Annotated in this window: 14 protein-coding genes; 10 read left to right on the top strand and 4 right to left on the bottom strand. The window is 58.1% G+C overall.

Translation table 11 applies throughout. From position 1 onward, the window contains the following. The first annotated feature begins 10 nt into the window (after positions 1–10). The 4 genes from P5540_00345 to P5540_00330 all read left to right on the top strand — a co-directional run bounded on the left by P5540_00345 (position 11) and on the right by P5540_00330 (position 2,982). Entirely contained in the window at positions 11–190 is a 180-nt protein-coding gene (locus P5540_00345) for a hypothetical protein (GenBank protein HRT63248.1), read from the top strand. A 61-nt stretch (positions 191–251) separates the two neighbouring features. Further along, on the top strand, positions 252–1,397 hold the full coding sequence (locus P5540_00340; protein HRT63247.1) for a uroporphyrinogen decarboxylase family protein: 1,146 nt from the start codon (positions 252–254) through the stop codon (positions 1,395–1,397). 49 nt (positions 1,398–1,446) lie between these two features. Further along, complete coding sequence (locus P5540_00335) at positions 1,447–2,106, top strand: methyltransferase domain-containing protein (protein ID HRT63246.1); 660 nt, start codon at positions 1,447–1,449, stop codon at positions 2,104–2,106. 54 nt (positions 2,107–2,160) lie between these two features. Further along, positions 2,161–2,982: a M55 family metallopeptidase gene (locus tag P5540_00330; protein HRT63245.1), complete on the top strand. Its 822-nt coding sequence runs from the start codon at positions 2,161–2,163 to the stop codon at positions 2,980–2,982. Between the two features lie 78 nt (positions 2,983–3,060). On the opposite strand, the gene lpxC is transcribed toward P5540_00330, so the two are convergent. The 3 genes from lpxC to P5540_00315 all read right to left on the bottom strand — a co-directional run bounded on the left by lpxC (position 3,061) and on the right by P5540_00315 (position 6,082). Further along, positions 3,061–4,374: a UDP-3-O-acyl-N-acetylglucosamine deacetylase gene (gene lpxC, locus P5540_00325; GenBank protein ID HRT63244.1), complete on the bottom strand. Its 1,314-nt coding sequence runs from the start codon at positions 4,372–4,374 to the stop codon at positions 3,061–3,063. Further along, positions 4,349–5,392 (bottom strand): UDP-3-O-(3-hydroxymyristoyl)glucosamine N-acyltransferase, encoded by a 1,044-nt coding sequence (gene lpxD, locus P5540_00320; GenBank protein HRT63243.1) that lies wholly within the window; start codon positions 5,390–5,392, stop codon positions 4,349–4,351. Before lpxD ends, lpxC begins: the two co-directional genes overlap by 26 nt. A gap of 72 nt (positions 5,393–5,464) precedes the next feature. Beyond that, the gene (locus P5540_00315; GenBank protein HRT63242.1) at positions 5,465–6,082 is read right to left on the bottom strand and encodes an OmpH family outer membrane protein; all 618 of its coding nucleotides are present in this window, start codon (positions 6,080–6,082) and stop codon (positions 5,465–5,467) included. Positions 6,083–6,513: 431 nt separating this feature from the next. Between P5540_00315 and P5540_00310 the strand changes: the two genes are divergently transcribed. The 6 genes from P5540_00310 to P5540_00285 all read left to right on the top strand — a co-directional run bounded on the left by P5540_00310 (position 6,514) and on the right by P5540_00285 (position 18,498). Then, positions 6,514–10,233 (top strand): AsmA-like C-terminal domain-containing protein, encoded by a 3,720-nt coding sequence (locus P5540_00310; GenBank protein ID HRT63241.1) that lies wholly within the window; start codon positions 6,514–6,516, stop codon positions 10,231–10,233. A gap of 101 nt (positions 10,234–10,334) precedes the next feature. Beyond that, positions 10,335–10,814 (top strand): GH116 family glycosyl-hydrolase, encoded by a 480-nt coding sequence (locus P5540_00305; GenBank protein HRT63240.1) that lies wholly within the window; start codon positions 10,335–10,337, stop codon positions 10,812–10,814. 121 nt (positions 10,815–10,935) lie between these two features. Continuing rightward, the gene (locus tag P5540_00300; protein ID HRT63239.1) at positions 10,936–12,501 is read left to right on the top strand and encodes a hypothetical protein; all 1,566 of its coding nucleotides are present in this window, start codon (positions 10,936–10,938) and stop codon (positions 12,499–12,501) included. 57 nt (positions 12,502–12,558) lie between these two features. After that, positions 12,559–14,793 carry a hypothetical protein gene (locus P5540_00295; protein HRT63238.1) on the top strand — a complete coding sequence of 745 codons (2,235 nt, stop codon included), beginning with the start codon at positions 12,559–12,561 and terminating at the stop codon, positions 14,791–14,793. A gap of 152 nt (positions 14,794–14,945) precedes the next feature. Continuing rightward, positions 14,946–17,057, top strand: coding sequence for a CsgG/HfaB family protein (locus P5540_00290; GenBank protein HRT63237.1), 2,112 nt, complete (start codon positions 14,946–14,948; stop codon positions 17,055–17,057). 1 nt (position 17,058) lies between these two features. Then, complete coding sequence (locus P5540_00285; protein HRT63236.1) at positions 17,059–18,498, top strand: outer membrane protein transport protein; 1,440 nt, start codon at positions 17,059–17,061, stop codon at positions 18,496–18,498. 128 nt (positions 18,499–18,626) lie between these two features. Here the strand turns inward: P5540_00285 and P5540_00280 are convergent, their stop codons facing one another. Beyond that, positions 18,627–19,937 (bottom strand): Gfo/Idh/MocA family oxidoreductase, encoded by a 1,311-nt coding sequence (locus P5540_00280; GenBank protein ID HRT63235.1) that lies wholly within the window; start codon positions 19,935–19,937, stop codon positions 18,627–18,629. Positions 19,938–19,948 lie beyond the last annotated feature (11 nt).

The raw sequence follows: 19,948 nt of genomic DNA, 5'->3' as shown, positions 1-19,948 counted from the left end.
GACGAGTAACGTGCATATTCACAAGATATCGCAATGCCGGCCCTTGCGGGCGGCGGATCCGTCGGATGCGTGGGTGGATTGGCTCGGCGTCCTGCTGGGCGTCATTCTCGGCGCCGGCGCTATCGGCGTAATCGTTCAATATTTCCAAGACACAATGAACACGTCCAAGGCGCTGTCCAAGTCGCGCTGACGGCTTGACGGGGAGACTCGACCATCATGCCCGACACCCCCTTTTGGAAGATCGCGCGAAAATGACCGCAAAGGAATGTGTCCAGCGAACCCTTGCACGCGAATCGGCGCCCTATATCCCGCTGGGATTGTACGTCGTGGATTACGACACCATCGAGGCCGTCATCGGGCGCAAGACCTATGTGCGCAACAAGATTGCATGCCAGATCGCCTTCTGGGAAGGACGTCGCGACGAGGTCGTCGAAAGTTGGAAACGCGACACGGTCGAATTTTTCACAAAACTGGATTGTTGCGACATCATCACGTTCAAGGAAGCGGCCATTGCGCCCCCGAAAGATTACGATCCGCCCAGGGTAAAACGTCTAGACGACGCGACATGGCAGGAAGCAAACGGCACGATCTGGCGGGCTTCCGAACTCACCAACGATATCTCCGTCGTCGAACGTCCGCCAACGGAACAGGCACGGGAACCAAAAATCGAGGATTACCTCGAGCCGGTCGAGGAAACACCGCCCGATCCGTCAATATTCGAGGCGTGCGATTACCTGATCGAACATCTCGGCAAAGAACGCTACATCGCGGGAACGGTCGGTAATTTCACCGCGATGATCGATCTTCCCGGTGAATCCGGTGGCCTGCTTGGCTATTATCTGCTGCCGGATGTTGTCCGCGCGGCGGCAAGTCAGCAAGTCGCACGCCAGAACCAGCGCGATGCATGGTATATCCGGCCCGGACAGGATGCGGTGTTTTTCGAACAGGACATGGCCGCCAGCAAAGGGCCGTTGATTTCGCCGGATCTGTTCCGTGAATTCTGCTTCGCCCCCATGCGCGATCGCGTTCAGCACGTCCGCGCCTTGGGAAAACAAGTCATCCTGCACAACTGCGGCAACAACCGCCCGTTGATGGGCCAGTTCATCGAGGCCGGCATCCAGTGCTACCAGTCGCTTCAGACTATCCCCGACATGGAACTCGGCGCATTGAAACGCGATTTCGGACGGCACATGTCGTTCTGGGGCGGTATAGCGCTCGAAACGTTGATTACCGGATCCCCCGACGACTGCCGGCAAGGCGTTCGGCATGCCATGGAGATCGGCGCGCCCGGCGGCGGTTTCATTCTCGGCCCGAGCCACTCCATCGCCAAGGGAACGCCCTACGACAATTTCATGGCCGCCATGGACGAATACGTTCGCCTGCGCGACAAGATATGACTCGTCCCCGCGTGATGCGGTATGCTGGCGCGGCAAGGAAGGATGGCGGATGCAGCGGATACCCGAACCGGAAATAATGGACTTGGCCGACGAGGTGGCAGCCTATGCCGGGGCGGATTTTTCCACGGTCAACGCGGCATTTGTCAATCGTCTACTCGATCTTGCCGGCGCACTGGAATCGCCGATTGCGCTCGATTTGGGATCTGGTCCGGGGGATATCCCTTTGCGGCTTGCCCAGACAAGGGCGCGCTGGCGAATTATCGGCAGCGACTATTCGTGGCCGATGCTGGCCATGGCGCGTGCGGCCGGCGGCGCGAACCAAATCTCATGGCTGGGCGCGGATGCGAAGGCGATGCCTTTCCCGGAGGCTGCCATTGACGTCGTATTTTCCAACAGCATTTTGCACCATATTCCCGATCCGATGCCTTTCTGGCGCGAAGTCCGTCGTATTCTTGCACCGGAAGGACGGGTATTTTTACGCGACCTTGCGCGGCCGGATTCGCCCGAACACGCCGCGGAAATCGTCCAGCATTATGCCGGTCATGAATCGGCGCTCCTCCAGGAAGAATATTACCGTTCCCTGCTCGCGGCCTTCACCGTGGACGAAGTTCAAGAACAGATCGTCGCGGCGGGACTCGCTGGCTTGCGTGTGGCTATGGCATCAGACAGGCATCTCGATGTATGGGGAACGCTTGTTGCCCCTAAATAATTTTTGATCGCAAATGAAGCGTGTGGCGGTCCACATAAATAAGGCGAAAAAACAATGCGAATTCTATTGATGACGGACTTGGAAGGCGTTTCGGGCGTGAAGAATGCCACAGACTGGCTCAAGCCGGGTGATCGATATTACGAGGCCGGCTGCCGCCTGCTGACGCAAGAGGTCAACGCGGCGGTCGAGGGATTTTTCGCGGGCGGCGCGAAATACATACAGGTCGCCGACGGCCATGGCGCGGGCGCGATCGACATCGAATGGCTCGACGAACGCGTCGAATATGCGCGCGGCTGGCCAGGTGCGTGGCCGTTCGGACTTGATTCAAGTTTCGACGGCTTGGCTTTTGTCGGCCAACACGCAAAGGCATCCTCGGAACTCGCCCATCTGGCCCATACGCAAAGTTTTCATTACATTGATCTTTCGGTGAACGGCGTGTCCATCGGCGAATTCGGCCAGTTGTCCATGTGCGCGTCGGAAGTGGGCGTGCCCGCCTTTTTCGCAAGCGGCGATCTGGCATTGACCGCCGAGGCGCAGGCGTTGGTTCCCGGCATCACGGTCTGCGAAGTCAAGCGGGGCGTGATGCGTGGAACGGGCGAAGAATGCACCACGCAAGAGTACGAGGCCCGCAACGCCGGCGCGGTGCATATTTCCCCGCCGCGCGCACGTCAGATTATTCGCCAATCCGCGGAAGCCGCCATCCGCAAACTACGGAAGAGTCCCCCGCCGCTCGTGCCCATGCAAGCGCCGTTTGAAGCCATTGCCCTTCTTCGTCCCGACAAACACGGCGAACCGAAACGGATCTCCCGCACGCATCACGCCACGAGTTTTATCGAACTGATGCGGCAACCCCTCGATCTCAAACCTCTCGGATAAGTCTTTGAACGTATCCGGCACCCCTTCTGCCCCCCCAAAAAAATAGGCAACCGGTTGCAAGGTCTGCCGGAATGTCGATCAGAGGCCGCCCATCAGGCCAAAAAGCAGATCCGCCTCTGCGGCGGTGTTGCCGTCTATTTTGGCGATTGCTCGTACCTTGATGACATTGCGCCGCGAATGCAGGACCTCGGCCTCCACCACGATTTGATCGCCGGGCACCACCGAGCGACGCATGCGGGCGCGATCAATGCCCAATAAAAACGCGTATTGCCGGGGCGCGCCATGTTTGAGCACCGCCTCCGTGTCGAACACGAGCAGCGAGCCGACCTGGGCCATTACTTCGATGACCAGCACGCCCGGCATCACGGGAACGGTCGGCCAATGGCCTTGGAAGAACGGCTCGTTGACGGTGACATTCTTGATGCCGGACACCCGCTTGTGCGGCTCATGCGTCAGAATGCGATCCACCAACAAAAACGGAAAGCGCTGCGGCAGCAACTCCATAATCTTGTTGACATCCAACGCGGAATCCGGCGGCAAGGGCGGGGTGATATCGCGACTGTTGAGATAGGCAGATTTGATCTGTTTCGAAAACATGACGTTTTTGGCGTGGCCTGATTTCACGCCGATGACGTGTCCCTTGATCCGGCATCCCAGCAGGTACATGTCGCCCAGCAAGTCGAGCATCTTGTGGCGCACGAATTCGTCGGGAAAACGCAGTTGTTCGTTCAGAATGGACTCGTCTCCGATGACCACGGCGCTTTCGAGGCTGCCGCCCTTGATCAATCCTTGGTCCTGCAGCATCCGCACTTCGCGCAAAAAACAGAATGTCCGAGCAGGCGCCAATTCTTTTTCAAAGGTTTCCGGAGTAATCGTAAGGGAGGCATATTGCGTGCCGATGGCCACATGGTCGTAGGCAATGGTCATCGTCATGCGGAATTCGTCCGACGGCAACACGCTGAGTGTCACGTCGTCCTGACGGTAATAGACCGGTTCGACGATTTGGATGTACCGGCGTTCGGCGTCCTGCTCGACCAGGCCCGCCTTGCGCAGGATTTGCGTGAAGGCCTGCGAACTGCCGTCGCCGTTGGGAATTTCAGGTCCGTCGAGTTCGATGGCGATATTGTCAATGTCAAGTCCGAAAACCGCCGCCAGAACATGTTCCACGGTATGGACCTTGGCCCCGTTGATGCCGATGGTCGTGCCCCTCGAAACGTCCACCACATGGTCAATGTCCGCCTGAATGGCAGGGGAGCCGGGCAGATCGATCCGGTAGAAGGTCACGCCCGTGTCAGGCGGAGCCGGCTTGAACGTCATGGTCGTGAGGCTGCCGGTGTGCAGTCCCATGCCCGAAAAGGACACTTCGTTACTTATCGTTTTCTGCCGTTCCATGCAGTTTTTCTTCCAGTTCCTGGATTCGGCGCTCCAGATCGCGCATGCGCCGCGGCATATCCGGTAGGCGCCGCAGGGCGGTCAACACACGCAAGTCGTCCCGATGTTCCATCAGCGGGTGGCCCGACATGATTGCGCCCGGCTTCACCGACTGCCCTACCGCCGCGCGGGCGCCCAACGTCGCCCCTTCTCCGACTTCCACATGATCGGCTATCCCAACCTGCGCGGCGATGGTCACATGATTGCCGATAATCGCACTGCCGGCGATTCCTGTCATCCCTGAAACAACGCAATGTTCGCCGATTTGGACATTATGGCCTACTTGGACCAGATTGTCAATCTTCGTGCCGCGTCCAATGACCGTGCGCCCAAAGGTCGCGCGATCGATGGCCGTGTTCGATCCAATTTCCACATCATCACCAATGATCACCGTGCCGACCTGCGGGATCTTGAACCACGTTCCGCCCAATGGCGCAAACCCGAAACCGTCGCTTCCGATAACCGCACCCGCATGAATGATGCATCGGGCGCCAATGCTAACCCGCTCACGGACAACGACATTCGGATACAGGACACTTCCCTCGCCAATAGTGCAGCCGGCGCCGATGGATACGCCCTGATACAGCATCACGCCCGAACCGATCACGCAATCGTCCCCCACGACAACATAAGGTCCGATGGCTGCATGATCGCCCAGCGTGACGCCTTTTCCGATGATGGCGGTTGGGTGTACTCCCTCCGGGAGACAGGGCTTGAGCGGTTCCGACCACGCATTCAACACCATCACGAAGGCGATATAGGGATTTTTGACATGAATAAACGTCTTTCCGGGGAGAACGACCTCCGGCGGGGCGAGAATGGCCGTGGCGCCGGTCGCCTCCAGAAAGCGGGCATACCGGGTGTTGTTCAGGAAGGTTAGTTCGCCCGGCTGAGCCTGCTCGATGCCGTTGAGGCCGACGATTTCGGCCTCGCGATCGCCCCAGACCTCGCCGCCCACCAACTCAGCTATCTCACCCACGGACTTTTTCATTCGTCCAATCCGATTCCTCAATATGATTTCGGCTGGGTTGAGACCGGATGTCTGTGCCGCTTAGCGCTTCGGCTTTTCGGTCTTGGCGGCCGGTTTCTCTTCCGCCTTGGGACTGGCCGAAACGCCACTATTCAGCGCATCCACGACCTTTTGCGAAATATCCACCGTCGGACTGAAATAGACCGCGCCTGTGCGACCGCCGCCTTCGAGAATGATGTGATAGCCCTCGCTCGCGCCGATCGCATCCACCGCCGCGTCAATTTCCTCAAAAACGGCCTTCATCAGAGTCTTTTCCTTGGTGTCTATGTCCGCCTGATTACTGGCAAGTTTGGCCTGATAATCGCGGTAATCATTCTGGATGGCCGTTTCCCTTTCAGCGCGTTCAGAGGGGCTGAGTTTTTCCTTTTCGGCCTCATAGGCCTTTTTGGCCGCATCAATTTTACTGGACAATTCATCTATTTTGGCTTGGCGGCTCTCGACTTCGGCCTGAAGTTTTTCATATTCGGCCTTCACTTTCTTATATCCGTCAAGAATTTGCTTGCGGTTGATCACGCCAATTTTGTACTGGCCCGACGCATTGGCCGCGGGCTTGGCCTCTTGGGCCATGGCGGCGACCGATCCCAGAACCAACAAAACAGTCAGAAACACATTTGCAAACGCGGCGCTTAACGATCTCACGTTCCAAGTTCCTCTTTGTTTTGCCATGCCTGCAGGCACGGCGATCTCTTTATGCGGCCGCCCATCCAATGACAGACGGATCCCCGCTTTTCGCTGCGAAACGCGGAAAGCGGTTTATCCTACCGCATGCCCAGACGTTTCGCCCTGTACGAATCGAGTATAGCACCACCCTGCAAATTGCTTCAAGAGAAACCACCGAAAAAGTTCCGGGCCTATTTATTGTCCGCAGTTCGGTTCGTACCGGCTTCCATTTCTTGCCGAATCGCTTGTTGTGCTAAAACGCGATGAAAAAGGGGAATTTTTTTGCGTGGAACATGACGATTCCCGGCCATTTTCGTCAAGAGTCCTGCATTCGGGCGGCAATACAAGAACAGCACCCTATTTATTTTTAAGGGAAACGGTTCAGACCTCACCTGTGATAAACTTTCACCATGGTCGCCAATTTAGACATAGCCGCCGCGATACGCCGCCGCCGTTATGCGATTGTCGTCTTGGTTTTGGCGGCTCTCGTGGCGCTGGGCGTGATGGCAGCCACTCGCTTTGCCGATATCGAGAGATACCGGCCGGAGATTGTCGCGTCGCTCGAACGCGCCACGGGCATGCCCGTATCCGTAGGACGGATGAGGCTTCGTCTTTTTCCCGTTCCCGGCATTGGCATTGACGACATCGCCGTGGGGGACGCGGAATGCCGGCTCCTGATCCGCCGCGCCACGGCATCGCTGCGCTTGGCCGGCCTTACACAAGGCCGCATCGCAATCGAAGGAATAACCCTTTCGGATGTTTCGCTTGTCTTGCCGAAGGATCTGTCGGTTTTACGGAACATCGCCGAACGCTTCAAGAAGCCGGACCGGAAGAGCGCTTCCCTCCCGTCGCTCCTTGACATTGAGCGATTCCATATTCGGCAAGGTGAAATCCGACACGGCATCGGAGGAACCGTATGGGCCACGTTCGACGGAACGGCCCATTCATTGACGGCCGAAACCGTGCCGTTGCGTCTCACGGCGAACCTGCCGGCATGGGGCAGGGACGCCAAACTCCTTATCGAAGGTAAACTGACGCCCCACAATGGCTTGGGCGGCCAAGGCAAGATTTCTCTCAAGGGGATTGATCTAACCCGGCTGGCGGAACGGCCCGAATGGACAGGCGGCCAGGCCGAAGCCACAATTTCCATCAACGCGCCCAACATCCGCCGCGTGTCGGCGGAAATCCACGGGGCTGTTCATAATACGCCGCTCGATGTGTTGAACGGGACCCTTTCCGCCTTGGCTTGGTGGCAGGAAAACGCATTGACTATCAACGACATCGAGTGGGCATCCTCGGGAACGTCGCTGGCGGCCGATCTCACATGGGAACCATCCGCCCAAGTGGCCTGTCGGATTGTTGAAGCGCGCGCCGATTCCGAGGCAATGGCCGCGCTGGCCGCCGTATCGTCCGAAACCACCATTTGCCTGAAACCTCGCAAGGATGCCGAATGCGCGTTGAAGGATGTCATTTTTGGATTGAACACGGAACGTGAAATTCGCGTGGCAAAAGGGTTCGCGTCACTCAATGGATTGGATGTCTATTCCCGGGATGGGCGCCGGCTGTTGACAGATGTGCATGCCGATCTAACCGCGGAAGACGATGTCTTTCGCATAAACGAACTGGCGGCGGACGCCCTTCAACTGACGGGCACGCTCCGCGTGAATTGGGCTGAGAAGTCGGTGGTTTGTGAGGCAAGCGGAACGGCGACCCTCCTGCCGTCGTGGCTGGCGTTGGCGCCCCCTTCTTTTCCGATCGCGGATATCAAGGGCGTCTGTAAACTTGAAACGATTTCGGCGACCATCCGCGCCGGGCAAGGATTTCCCGGCGATTTCAATGCCGAAGGCGCCCTTGACAACATAGGCTTCACGATTGCGGGACCTCCCTTGGTTCAACCGTTGCCTGTTGAGGGACTGAAAGGCCGCTTCGCCTTCAAAGAGGGACAAATCACGGTGGAGAATATCTCGGCCAATGGAATTGTCGTTTCGGGTTCGATGGTTCCCCGGAAAGGCGCGATTGCGCTCGATTTGCACGGAAAAGCCGCGATTGATCAGGCGCCGATTGGCGCATTTCTTCCGAAAGATTTGATAAGCGGCCTAGGTGGGACGCTGACGCTTGAACGCTTCAAGGCGACCCTTGGCAGCAAGGGCCTTCCTGCCGACCTGGACATGGCCGCAGGAATCGAGGACGGACGCCTGACCCTTGAAACGGCAGGCTTCAAGGAAAAACTGTCCAATATTACCGCGCAAGCCAATGTGGACGCCAAAGGTTTCCGATTCGATCTCGAAACGCGATCGGAGCGGGCCGGCACCCTAACGTTGCGGGGAGGCTATGACACCGGTAAGAAACGTCTCGTTGGAACCCTGGTCATGGATCTCGCCCAATGCGTAGGTTCCTTCTTGGGAACACTCCCGTCACGGGAATCCTGGCTCGCCTTGGCTCAACATTTCGGCTTGTCCACTTTTCAGATAGAATCCACATGGCCTCCAGAAAAAAATGAAATGGTTCCGGTACAAATCACCCGTGAAGGCGCCCCCCCTTGCCAAGTAAAAATCAACTTGTCCAAGCATGAAGGCAAATGGCAGGTCGGTGAACTCGATGCGTCGCTGGAAATTCCACTCGCGCCACTGAAGCCGGTTTTCCCCAAGGCCATGGAAGCCGACGGATCGGTCATTCTGCGCGCTCAAAAATCGAAGGCGGATCCCCAATGGACGCTTGAAGCGGACTTGGACGATGTGGACGCCGTGTTCGGGGATTATCTGTACAAAAAGCGGGGCGATCCGCTCCACGTCAAGGCAATGCCGAACCTACAGGGCGGCATGAAACTGGACGCCTTCCATGTTCAGTACGGCGGCCTCGACATTCCTGTCCGAATCCGTGACGGCGGCGCCTATGTGGACAACATCACCCTGGATCTCGCCGGTCTGGCGGGACTGCTGCCCCAACACGGAACCATCCATGGACGGGTGCGTGGTTCTTTTGGCTCGAAGCCGCTGGCGGCCACCCTCGAACTCGAAGACGCCGGCGCATTCATCGCGCCGGATTTAGGCATAGACAAAGTTTCCGGCACAGTGACGGTTCATGGCAAACGGGTTGTCCTGAAAGACGTCCGGGCGCGGGGACTCGATTCGGACTGCACCTTCAATGCCGAATTGATTGACGGCGTTTTCCACGGAAGCGCGAACGGCAGCCGCCTCAATCTGAACGACGTCATCTACTTTGTCGATCACTTGCCCGACTACAAGCGAAGCCCCAAGCCAACGGATGAAAAGAAACCGCGCTCCCCCACGCCGTTCGCCTGCGAATTGCAGGTCTCGCTCGACACCTTGATCTATCGCAAGGCGGGCGCCCAAAATGTCACCGGCGTGTTTTCGATGCGCGACGAAATCATTCACGCCGCCAACATCGCGGGAATCCCGAACACGGGACGCCTCACAGGGTCCATTGAAGTTTACCCCTCGCGTGGCGGGCAACGCGGACACGTAAACCTCGATTTAGAAGCGAAGGAGGCCGATTTGCGGTTTGTGGATGCGATCGTTTTTGACAAACCCCGCGGCCTCGCCGGCATTGTTACCGGAAAAGTCACGATGATCATTCCCACCGGATCGGGCACGGAAGCCATGGACGGCGCCAACGGCGGGTTCAGCCTTGAGGCCCATAACGGATCGCTCGGCGATGTCGCCTTTGCGACCCCCTTGCGCAACCTGCTGAAAACGACGACCCTGATCCGCTTACGTCTTCCCGAATACGGCACAGACGCCCTTGATTTCGACCGATGCCGGGCGGCGGTGATTATCGAAGACGGTGTGTGGACCCTTCAGCAGGCCGACATGGAAAATCCCTACCTTTCCATGATCGCCGAGGGATGGGTTGATTTTCCGCGCCGTTCGACAGATGTGCGCCTCCGCATCAATTTCCTGGAATCTGTGACGGGTTTGCTGAGCAAAGTGCCACTCGTCGGGACTGTCGTATCGCGTGTCGGCGGCATGACGGGGATGGATTTACAAGTATACGATTCACCCTACGACATGAAGGTGCGACTGCGGCCGACCCAGCGCCTTGAAAATGCCGGCAAGGCGGCCGGCGAAGTGATGGATACCCTGACCCGCCCTTTCCGCCGCAAAGAATAAACCTTCTTCCCCGTTTTTCGGCATCCGCATCGTTGAATAGAAAAGCGATTACGGAATGGGGTATGTTGGAAATTGCCGCCTAAGCGGAAAGGGAATCACACATGCGCAATGGATTCATGACCGGCGGCGCGCTGGTCCTGCTGATTACGGCCTCAATCGCACCGGGAGAAAGCGCCATGCCGAAACATGCCTACAATGGTCCTTACACGGGCGCGCAACTAAACCGTGTGGCGTTTCCGCTGGGCGGTATTGGCGCGGGAATGATTTGCATCGAAGGCACGGGCGCTTTTTCGCACGTGTCCGTTCGCAACAAGATGGATTTCTTCAACGCGCCTTGTATGTTTTCCGCGATATGCGTCAAAGGCAAGGACGGCAACGCCGCGCGGATTCTCGAAGGCCCGATACCGGACTGGAAATATTTCGGCGCACCGGGTACGGGCAACGGCGCCGTTGGCACGAATTACGGTTTGCCGCGATTCGACGAAGCGTCGTTTCCGCCGCGCTTCCCGTTCGCGGACAAGATCGGCGTCAAGTGCGTCGTTGTTGCGGGCAAAAAGGCTGCAAAGTCCGTGCTGAAATAGGAGGTCGAACCATGCGTATGCATGGTGCTACTCTTATTGCCGTCAAGACAACGATCGGAAAACCGCGTCGATGACAAATCCGTACCGCAAGGGAAGGCTCGGTTCTGGAGGAAAGAATGAAATGTCTTCCGAATCGAACGGACTCTCGAAATCACGATGTCGCGGCGTGGGAATGTCCGTTCTCGCTTGTTTGCCCGCGATGTCCGTGCTTGCGGTCGTCATTTGCGCATGGATCGGCCTGAGTCCATGGACGGATATCAATGATGACGCCCTTATCACTCTCACATACGTGAAGTCGCTTGTCGCGGGCCATGGCTTTGCCTTCAACACATCTCGTGGAGTTTTGGGAACTACCACACCTCTGCTCGCGCTCGTTGCCGCTGCCTGCGGGCGCATCTTTCATTCCATTCCGATTGAACGCACGGCGATTCTTCTTACCGTGTTCTGTTGGTTCCTAGTATTGTGGATTGTCCAATTGGCGCACAGTACGTTGCGGTTGGAACGTTGGGAAGCATGTGTCCTTGGGACGACTCTTGCGACCCATTTCCGGTTCTATCCCGGTGGCGAAGTGACGTTGTTCCAGCTCATCATGCTTGCTGCCATTGTGCTTTACCTCCGTGAACGGATGCTTGCCGCCGGGCTTGCCACGGGATTTCTTTATCTCACGCGAGGCGAAGGCGGGCTATTGATTCCGGCATTTCTGTGTGTGGCCGTTTGCGCCAAACCGCCATCGGACTTTCGCAAAGGCCGGGCTCTTGCCGGACGTTTTCTGCCCGTGGTGTTGGGTTTCATGGTCGTGTTTGGTGCATGGAGCTTGTTTGCGGAGTTCTCATTTGGCAGTATCTTCCCGCACACGCTCAAGGTGAAGATGATGCAGGGCCGGGGCAGTTCCGCGGGCAATCTGTTTTCATCGGCCCTACTGGCCGAATTGCCCAGTTGGGATCTCGACCTCTCGCATCTGTATCCTCGGCTCTTTGTACCGCTTTGGGGGTTTGCCGCATATGGCGTGTTCTACGCGTGGCGGCGGCGACTGTGGTTCCTCTGGGTGATTGTGGTGTGGGTGTCACTTTACATCGCCGCCTACACGATTCTTCAAGTACCGGCATACGCCGGTTGGTATCGACATCCCGTGTATTGGGCATGGACCTACGGCGTGGGTATCGGACTGATCGGCGCCGGCAGATCGCTCCTGGAAATGCGCCGAGTTACGCGTCCATGTCGCGTCGGTTTCGCGTGCTTGCTGTTGTTCACCATACTGGGACTACGTTTCTTTGCGGCTCTCGACTTGGCAATCGGTTCCCGCGGCGATCCCAGGGCGCCAGCCTACCATGAAATGTGCGCCGTCATCACAGCGCGAGGCGATTCGCATGCGACGGTAGCAACCGGCGAGGTGGGATACTTTGGCTATTACTTGGACAACCCCATTCTCGATCTCGTCGGTATCGTTACTCCGGACATTCTTCCTTTTCTCGCGCGTCGCGACTACGAAGGCATCGATGCTCGGTATGCTCCGAAGTTCTGGGTAGATATCCGGAGGCCGTATGAAGACGCCTCCAGTGAAAAGACCGTGGGTGAATCATGCTTCGTTGCCGGACTGAGCCGATACGTGCCGCAGTTTGGAAACGTGTATATTCTATATGAGCGCAAGGAATTCTCCGAACAGTCCGAACGGCTGTTGCCGAAATAGAGTCCCCGGCGTGTCCAGTGAAGCCACGATCTTCCGTCCGAAATAGGAGGTGAAACGATGTTGTTCGCACTTATAACGGCTTCGCAGATCATTCTGGCTGCGGAACCCGAACGAACCTTTTGGAAACCCGTCCGCGACGAGGTGTACCTGCAGGAAGTGGGGCGCCAGGTTCCCACCACCGATCCCATCGTGACGCTGGCCATGCACGAAGGCGCCCTGTATGCCGGATCGAAAGGCGGACTGCTGCGTCTGAATGGCCTTGCGCTTGAAAAAGTCGCCGGATGGGTAACCGCCGTGAAGCGTCTCAGGAGCATCGGATCCGATCTGTGGGTAATAACCGAGACCGGTTTGACGCATTATCGAAACGGCGAATGGACACCGGTGGCCGAGGGGAAGTTCGTGGATGTATGCGAACATCTTGGAGAGGTTTTTGCCGCCACGGACCGCGACGTATACCGGCTGGTTGATGGACGCTTGCAGGAAATTTCTTTCGCCGGTCCGCCACCGCCCGCCACTTCCGTGCACCTCAGTCCCATTATCCGAATCGCATCGCATGCCGAAACGCTGTATTTCCTGTGCGAAAACGACTTGCTGTTGCTCGACGGAGCCGCGCTGAACGCGGAAGACGTGGCCGATTGGGGCGAACTGGTCCATGGCAAGCCGCGGGATCTCTTGTCGCGCGGGGACCGCTTGTATATCGCCACGGGCCGCGGTTTGGACGTCCTGCGCGGGATGGCTTTTTCGCATCTGTCCGGCAAGGAAGGCCTGTGCCACGAGGACACAACCTGCCTCGCGGAAGGATTCGACGGCGATATCTGGGTGGGAACAACGCACGGCGCGATACGCATGACCGCCGGCGAATTTCACTATTTCGCGGGCAGACGCTGGCTTCCGGACGATGCTGTGCATGCCATCGCGTGCGAGGGCCATACCGTCTACATGGCCACGAACGGCGGTCTCGGCATCATCGAATACCAGCCGTTCACGCTGCAAAAGAAAGCGGCCCTGTATGAGCAGCACCTCGAAAACTGGGGACAGAAGCGCCTGGGATTCGTCCACATCCTCCTGTGGAACAACAAGGAGGAGGCATGGATACGCGAAGTCAGCGACAATGATGCGGGCTGGACCTGCGACTATCTGGCCGCGATGTGTTTCAAGTATGCGGTCACGCGCGATGAGACCGCGCGCAAAAACGCGGTCGAGGCATTCCGCGCAATCAAGTGGTGCGAGGAGATCACGCCGATATCCGGTTTTCCCGCGCGATCGATATGGGCCAAGGGCGAACTCGGACACAAGGCGCAACACGGTTCGGGCGGCCTGCCCGCCGAGTGGCACGAGGCCGAGGATGCCCGGTTCGAGTGGAAGGGCGACACCTCCAGCGACGAAACCGACGCGCACTTTTTCGGCACGGCCATCTTTTACGACCTTGTCGCTGAAGGCCATGAAAAAGATCAGGCAAAGGAACATATCGCGCGCATCGCGGGCCACATTGTGGACAATGGATGGGTATTGCGCGATCTGGACGGTCAACCCACCCGCTGGGCGCGCTGGGATCCGGCCTATTTCGACAGCGCCGGGGGCGCCTACGCACGCGGATTGAACGGTCTCGGCATTCTTTCCTATATGCGCACCGCCGCCGCCATCACGGGCGATCCAAAATTCGAGGAAGCCTATCGCCGACTGATTGACATGGGATATGCCGAGCATGTGCTTCGGCAAAAACACACTTTTCCACCGAACATGATCACGCGGTTCGACGACCGCCTCGCCTTTTTTCTGTACTACAACCTCCTGCGATACGAAACCGATCCGCGGCTGCGCTCGATTTACCGAAGGAGCCTCGACCGCAGTTGGGAAATCAAGCGCATCGAACAGACCCCGTGGTTCAACTTTATCTACGGCGCGCTCACGGGTAACGACTGCGAAATCCTGCCCGCCGTCAAACATCTGCGCGAGTGGCCGCTCGATCTGGTTTCGTATTCATTCACGAACAAACACCGGGCCGATCTCGCCACGCCGCCGGGCTACACGGCCTATGCGGGCGGCACGAGAGCCATTTCGCCGCGAGAGCGCGGGCCGATGCGCTGGTCGGACTGCACGCTGGAATTGAACGGCGGCGCCGGCGGGCGTGTTGTCGAGGATCCTTCATCCTTCCTCGATGCCTACTGGATGGGACGGTATTACGGTTTCATACTCCCGCCCGACACCACCGACGAGAAACTGCTGACCGTCGAGCCGGATTCGACGCTCCGTGGCACAGCGCCCTATGCCGGACCGAATCCGTGGTCGTAGCGATTTATTCCCGACAAGGAAAGGCGTCGGCAGGTTAGCGCCTTCATTCCGAATCGGTTCCTGTCATCGCTGTCCAACTTTTTTCGACAAATAACTTTACTTTTACGATATTGTATGCTAACCTTTAGGAGGAGGTTAGGATGGGGTACATCATGAAGAAACGATATCTTGCAGTGATGCTTTTAGGGGTTTTGGCATGCGGAGGCTGTGCCGCGCCGGGCCGGATTGAAAAGGACGGACAAGAATACGGCGTAACCAAGGGCGTTTTCCGCGGCCGCTGGTGGAGTTATTACGAACGGGCCGGATCGTACATCGCCGGCGAATTCTACAAGGAAGCGGAAGCCGACTTGAAGAAAGCGCTGGCCGGCCGGGCGGAGGATGCCTGGCAGACGCGAACCTATGGCCTCCATTTCGTCGAATATTTCCCCAATCGTGAAATGGGCGTGGCCTGTTATCATCTGGGCCGCCTGGACGAAGCCGAAAAGTATCTCAAGACATCCCTCTCTCACGTGGACACGGCGCGGGCGCATCATTACCTCGATTTGATAACCCGGCAAAAAATTGCGCAGGGCGCCGTAAAGGCCGAAACGCCGCCCGCTGTCGAAACTTCCGTGCCGGACGGCGCCGTGATTGCCACGCCGGAAATTCCTGTTGAAATCAAAGTGGCCGATCCGGTCGGCGTCGCCAACGTCAAGCTGAACGACAATCCCCTGCCGCAGCGCAACAGCGCCGAAGCCATCACCTTCAAACAGAATGTTCCCCTCAAGGAAGGCACACAGGAAATAAAGGTCGCCGCGGGCAACTTGGGCGACAAGGAAACCACGAAAACCATCAAGGTCGAAGTGGATCTCACCGGCCCGACAATCGGAATCTATACCCCGACGGACGCGATGATCACCGAAGCGGCCTTGACCCGCCTGGAAGGCACATCGGTGGACAAAAACGGCGTGACGGCCATCACCGTAGGCGAAAAAACGCTTGCCCAATCATCCACGGGCGAAAAGCGGTTGTCGTTCGCAACGGATCTGCCGCTTCACGACGGCGAAAACACCTTTATTGTCATCGCCAAGGATATCGCCGGAAACGAGACGCGATCCGCGGGCAAAGTTTTCAAGGGCAAACCCAATTCGGCCGCGGCGCGCCTTTGGATGCTGAAACAGCGCGCCCCAAAGTGGATGCAACTGGCTACAGCGGGAAATCTGGCCGTTCTTTCCGAATTGTTGTTCGGACAGGATGCCTCGGCAACCGCCCCGCCTCTCGTGAACATTGCGTTGAAGTCGCCCGATCCCGCCCGGCCCTATCGCCATAGTAAGACGCTGACCGTTTCCGGCGACGCCGTATCGGCTAGCAAAGTAGCTTCGCTGAGTATCAACGGACAACCCGTTGCCGAATTGACGGGCGCCCCGAAGGAAAGTTTTAACAAGCGCATTCCAATCGAGACGAAGGACGGCGGCGCCCCGGCGAAAATGGCCGTGTCCGTGAAAGCCATGGACGATCAGGGTCACGAGGCCGTCAAGGAATTCGAGGTGGCCCTCCAGCCCGTCAGCTTGGACAAGCCGGAATCGAAAATGCCCGTGGCCGTGTTGGGATTCGCGGGCCAGAACGTCGATCCGGCCACTTCGGAACTCTTGCGAATCAGCACTGAAGGTAAACTCCTGGAAGGCAAGCGATTCCGCGTGATCGATCGCCAACATCTGCAGGAAGTGCTGACCGAACAGCAATTGGCGGCCGCCTTGGCCAACCCGAAGGACGCGATAAGCCTCGGGAAATTGACAAACGCCCAGGTTTTCGTCGTGGCCGACGTGTTCGACCGTGACCAGAAAGGGCTCGAAATCAAGGCGCGGGCGGTCAGCGCTGAAACGTCCGAATTCGTGGGAGGTCCCCTCGATGTCTACATAGACGACAAGGCGGACCGCGCCAAGGTCGAGGCCGGCTGCAACACCTTGGCCGACATGTTCAGCAAGAATTTCCCGCGTCTTTCGGGAGAACTGATGGCCGTGAAGGAAAATCCATCCGGCGACGAGATGCTGGTCAACTGGACGAAGGAAGACGGCATCCAACCGGGCGCCTACCTGTTGATTGTTCAACAGGGCGAACCATGGATTGACGACAGTACGGGAGAGGTCTTGGAGCAGGGCGAAATAACGGAAATCGGCCGGGCGCGAATCGAAAGCATCCTGACGAACGCATCCAAGGCCAAGGCAATCAAACGGGAAAACGAGAATGTCAAGTTTGAAAAGGGGATGGCGGCTCTTACCATGTAGTGTGCTGGCAATCGGTCTTTTGGTGTCCGCCGGTGCGGGGGCCCAGAAGGTCAATTCTTCGCCCAATTTCGTGGGCAGCGGCGCGCGCGCCCTCGGCATGGGCGGTGCCTTTATCGCCGTGGCGGACGATGCCACCGCGGCTTCGTGGAATCCGGGCGGCCTTACGCAACTCGAACGTCCGGAACTATCCATCGTCTACAGTTGGAAATGGTTCAACGAGAAATTCGCCGATACCCGATTCGTCACCCCGGACGGAACATACCGCGTGGATCTGGACGAACTCAATTACCTGAGTTTCGTTTATCCGATTCCATGGACCCTGAGCGGGCGCAACCTCGTGCTCAGTCTCAATTTTCAGCGTAAATACGATTTCGACCGTTCACTCGCATTCCGCGGCCAAACCTCCAATGTCCGAAATCCGGCCGCCCCATGGACCCATTGGTCCGGGTATATTGATTTTCAGCAAAAGGGAAGCCTTGCGACGTTGTCGCCCGCGGCAGGCATCGAACTGACCGACCGGCTGTCCATCGGCATGGCCGTGAACATCTGGGACAGTTCGATCATCGGCGACAACGAATGGGAATCGGTCACGCGGCGGCGAACCATCGTCAGCGGGGTGATTCGCGCCCCCGGCGGCGGCCTCATCCCCTTTACAGGCGCGGGCACGCACAACACCCACGAAAAATATGAAAACATCGAGGGACTCAATTACACCTTTGGCGCATTGTACAAAGCCACCGACCGCCTGAGTTTCGGCGCGGTGTATCACACGGCCTATTCGACCGATGTGGACTATACGCAGGTGGACGAATTTCGCGGCACGGTGTTCGGACGCAACGAATTCCGCACCAAATTGCGCATTGATTGGCCCGCCTCCATGGGTGTCGGCGTGGCCTATCGCTTCCCGAAGGACAAACTGACCCTGACTTTCGACATCACGCGCCGGAACTGGAATTCGTTCGTTCAGATCTATCCGGACGGTCCGATTCAGGTTCGCGGGACCGGACCGGGTATCCCGGCCGCCTTGGCGGGCGCGCGCGTCTCGCCGTTGACCAATCTGGACAAGCGCATCAGCCCCGCCGATCCCACCTATACCCTCCGGCTGGGCGGCGAGTATGTTTTCTTCAATCCCGACAAGCCCCGCCAGAAATTCCTGCCCAGCGTGCGCGCGGGTATTTTCTGGGATCCCGAACCGGCCAGCGGACGACATGACACCCCCACGGGCATCGCACCCGCCAACGGAGACACGGACGATTACTATGGATTTGCATTGGGACTCGGTTTGCTAATGTATAACCGCGTGAACATAGACCTCGCCTATGAATACCGTCGCGGCGACAACGTCCGGCGCGACACCCTCGTCGGAACCGCGCTCGAACCGGGCTTCCACGAGGACGTCAACCAACACCTGCTGTATTTGTCCACCGTCATCTATTTCTGATCGCGGGCTTTGATCCCATTCGGCAGCGATCGAATAACGTCCTTTTCAGACAGAAACGCCATGGACGAGAGGGTTTCTGGGTTCTTTCACCCCACTTTATCCACCGTGTACAGCCGATCCGTCTGCGCCTACTCCAGCCGCCATGGACTGCGCATGGGGCGCGTCAGCATCCGGTCGGCGGCCATATCGTTGACGAATCGCTCGTCATTGGGGTTCCACCGCAATTTGCGCCCAAGGATCATGGCGATATTACCGATGTGGCTGATTGTCGCCGTCCGGTGGCCGACTTCGGCAGGCGCATAGGTGGGACGACGCGATTTGACGCAATCGAGAAAGTCGCGTTGCTCGCGCTGCGGACACGTCCGAAGGCGGCATTCTTCCGGACCGATGACTGTCTTTGACAAATCGGGCAAACTGGCCTCGAAGGTGTCCCACCCGCACTGAATCCATCCCATCGTCCCTTCGAAACGGATGCACGGCGGACCGTTCCGGCATTCGAGCGTCACGCCGTTGGCGTATTCATAACGGATATCCCATTCCACGGCGGTATTGTACAGTCCTTCGCGCGGAAAGACGCCCCTGCCCTCGACCGATACGGGACCGGTCGTCTCCGAATCGTTGGCCCATTGCGCGATATCGTTCAGGTGCGCGCCCCAATCCGTCAACGAACCGCCGCTGTAGTCCGAGATCCAGCGGAAATGGTAATGGCAACGCCCCGGCGTATAGGCCGCTTCCGGCGCCGGGCCCAGCCACATGTCGTAGTCGAAACCGGCGGGTACAGGCTCCGGCGCATGCAGGCGGTTCAAATGCGCGAGCTGATGCGGATCGACGGGCAGCCATGTTTGCATCCGACACAACCGTCCGATTCGGCCGTTGCGCACGAGTTCCGCGGCGCGCAGAAAATTCTGTTTCGACCGGTTTTCGCTCGCCGTTTGAAAAATCCGCCCGTACCGCATCATCGCGTCGCTCAACACGCGCCCTTCCCGGACGGTAAGCGCAAGCGGTTTCTCGCAGAAAACATCCTTGCCGGCCTTGGCCGCTGCAATCGAAGGGATGACATGCCAATGATCCGGCGTGGACACGACCAAGGCGTCAATATCGTCGCGGACAACGACCTCGCGCCAGTCGCGCGTCGCAAACACCCCGGCATACTTCCCCGATCGGGTGTCTTCCGCATACGCACGCACGACGAGATCGCGGGCCGAATCCAGTCGGGCCTGATCAACATCGCACAGCGCGACAACCTGCGCGTCCGGCTGCGGCAGAAAGGACCGAAGATTCATCTGAACGCCGTGATCGCCCGTCCCGATAAAACCCAGCGCAATGCGTTCAGATGGCGCGACGTCCGCCCGGACGCCGATGCCGAAGGACCATAAAGCGGTTGTTCCCACCGTCAATTCTAGAAATTGGCGGCGGGAATATCCATTCCGGATCCTCATACCGTAATTCC

The sequence above is a fragment of the Candidatus Hydrogenedentota bacterium genome (assembly GCA_035450225.1).
GTDB lineage: Bacteria > Hydrogenedentota > Hydrogenedentia > Hydrogenedentales > SLHB01 > DSVR01.
The sequence above is the reverse complement of the archived record's forward strand: the minus strand, read 5'-3'. Positions and strand labels throughout refer to the sequence as shown.

What these genes read in the sequence shown, in the direction of transcription:
- P5540_00290 (HRT63237.1), top strand. Translation starts at nt 14,946, where the DNA reads ATGAAGAAACGATATCTTGCAGTGATGCTTTTAGGGGTTTTGGCATGC.
- P5540_00305 (HRT63240.1), top strand. Translation starts at nt 10,335, where the DNA reads ATGCGCAATGGATTCATGACCGGCGGCGCGCTGGTCCTGCTGATTACG.
- P5540_00310 (HRT63241.1), top strand. Translation starts at nt 6,514, where the DNA reads ATGGTCGCCAATTTAGACATAGCCGCCGCGATACGCCGCCGCCGTTAT.
- P5540_00280 (HRT63235.1), bottom strand. Translation starts at nt 19,937, where the DNA reads ATGAGGATCCGGAATGGATATTCCCGCCGCCAATTTCTAGAATTGACG.
- lpxC (HRT63244.1), bottom strand. Translation starts at nt 4,374, where the DNA reads ATGGAACGGCAGAAAACGATAAGTAACGAAGTGTCCTTTTCGGGCATG.
- P5540_00330 (HRT63245.1), top strand. Translation starts at nt 2,161, where the DNA reads ATGCGAATTCTATTGATGACGGACTTGGAAGGCGTTTCGGGCGTGAAG.
- P5540_00335 (HRT63246.1), top strand. Translation starts at nt 1,447, where the DNA reads ATGCAGCGGATACCCGAACCGGAAATAATGGACTTGGCCGACGAGGTG.
- P5540_00300 (HRT63239.1), top strand. Translation starts at nt 10,936, where the DNA reads ATGTCTTCCGAATCGAACGGACTCTCGAAATCACGATGTCGCGGCGTG.
- P5540_00340 (HRT63247.1), top strand. Translation starts at nt 252, where the DNA reads ATGACCGCAAAGGAATGTGTCCAGCGAACCCTTGCACGCGAATCGGCG.
- P5540_00295 (HRT63238.1), top strand. Translation starts at nt 12,559, where the DNA reads ATGTTGTTCGCACTTATAACGGCTTCGCAGATCATTCTGGCTGCGGAA.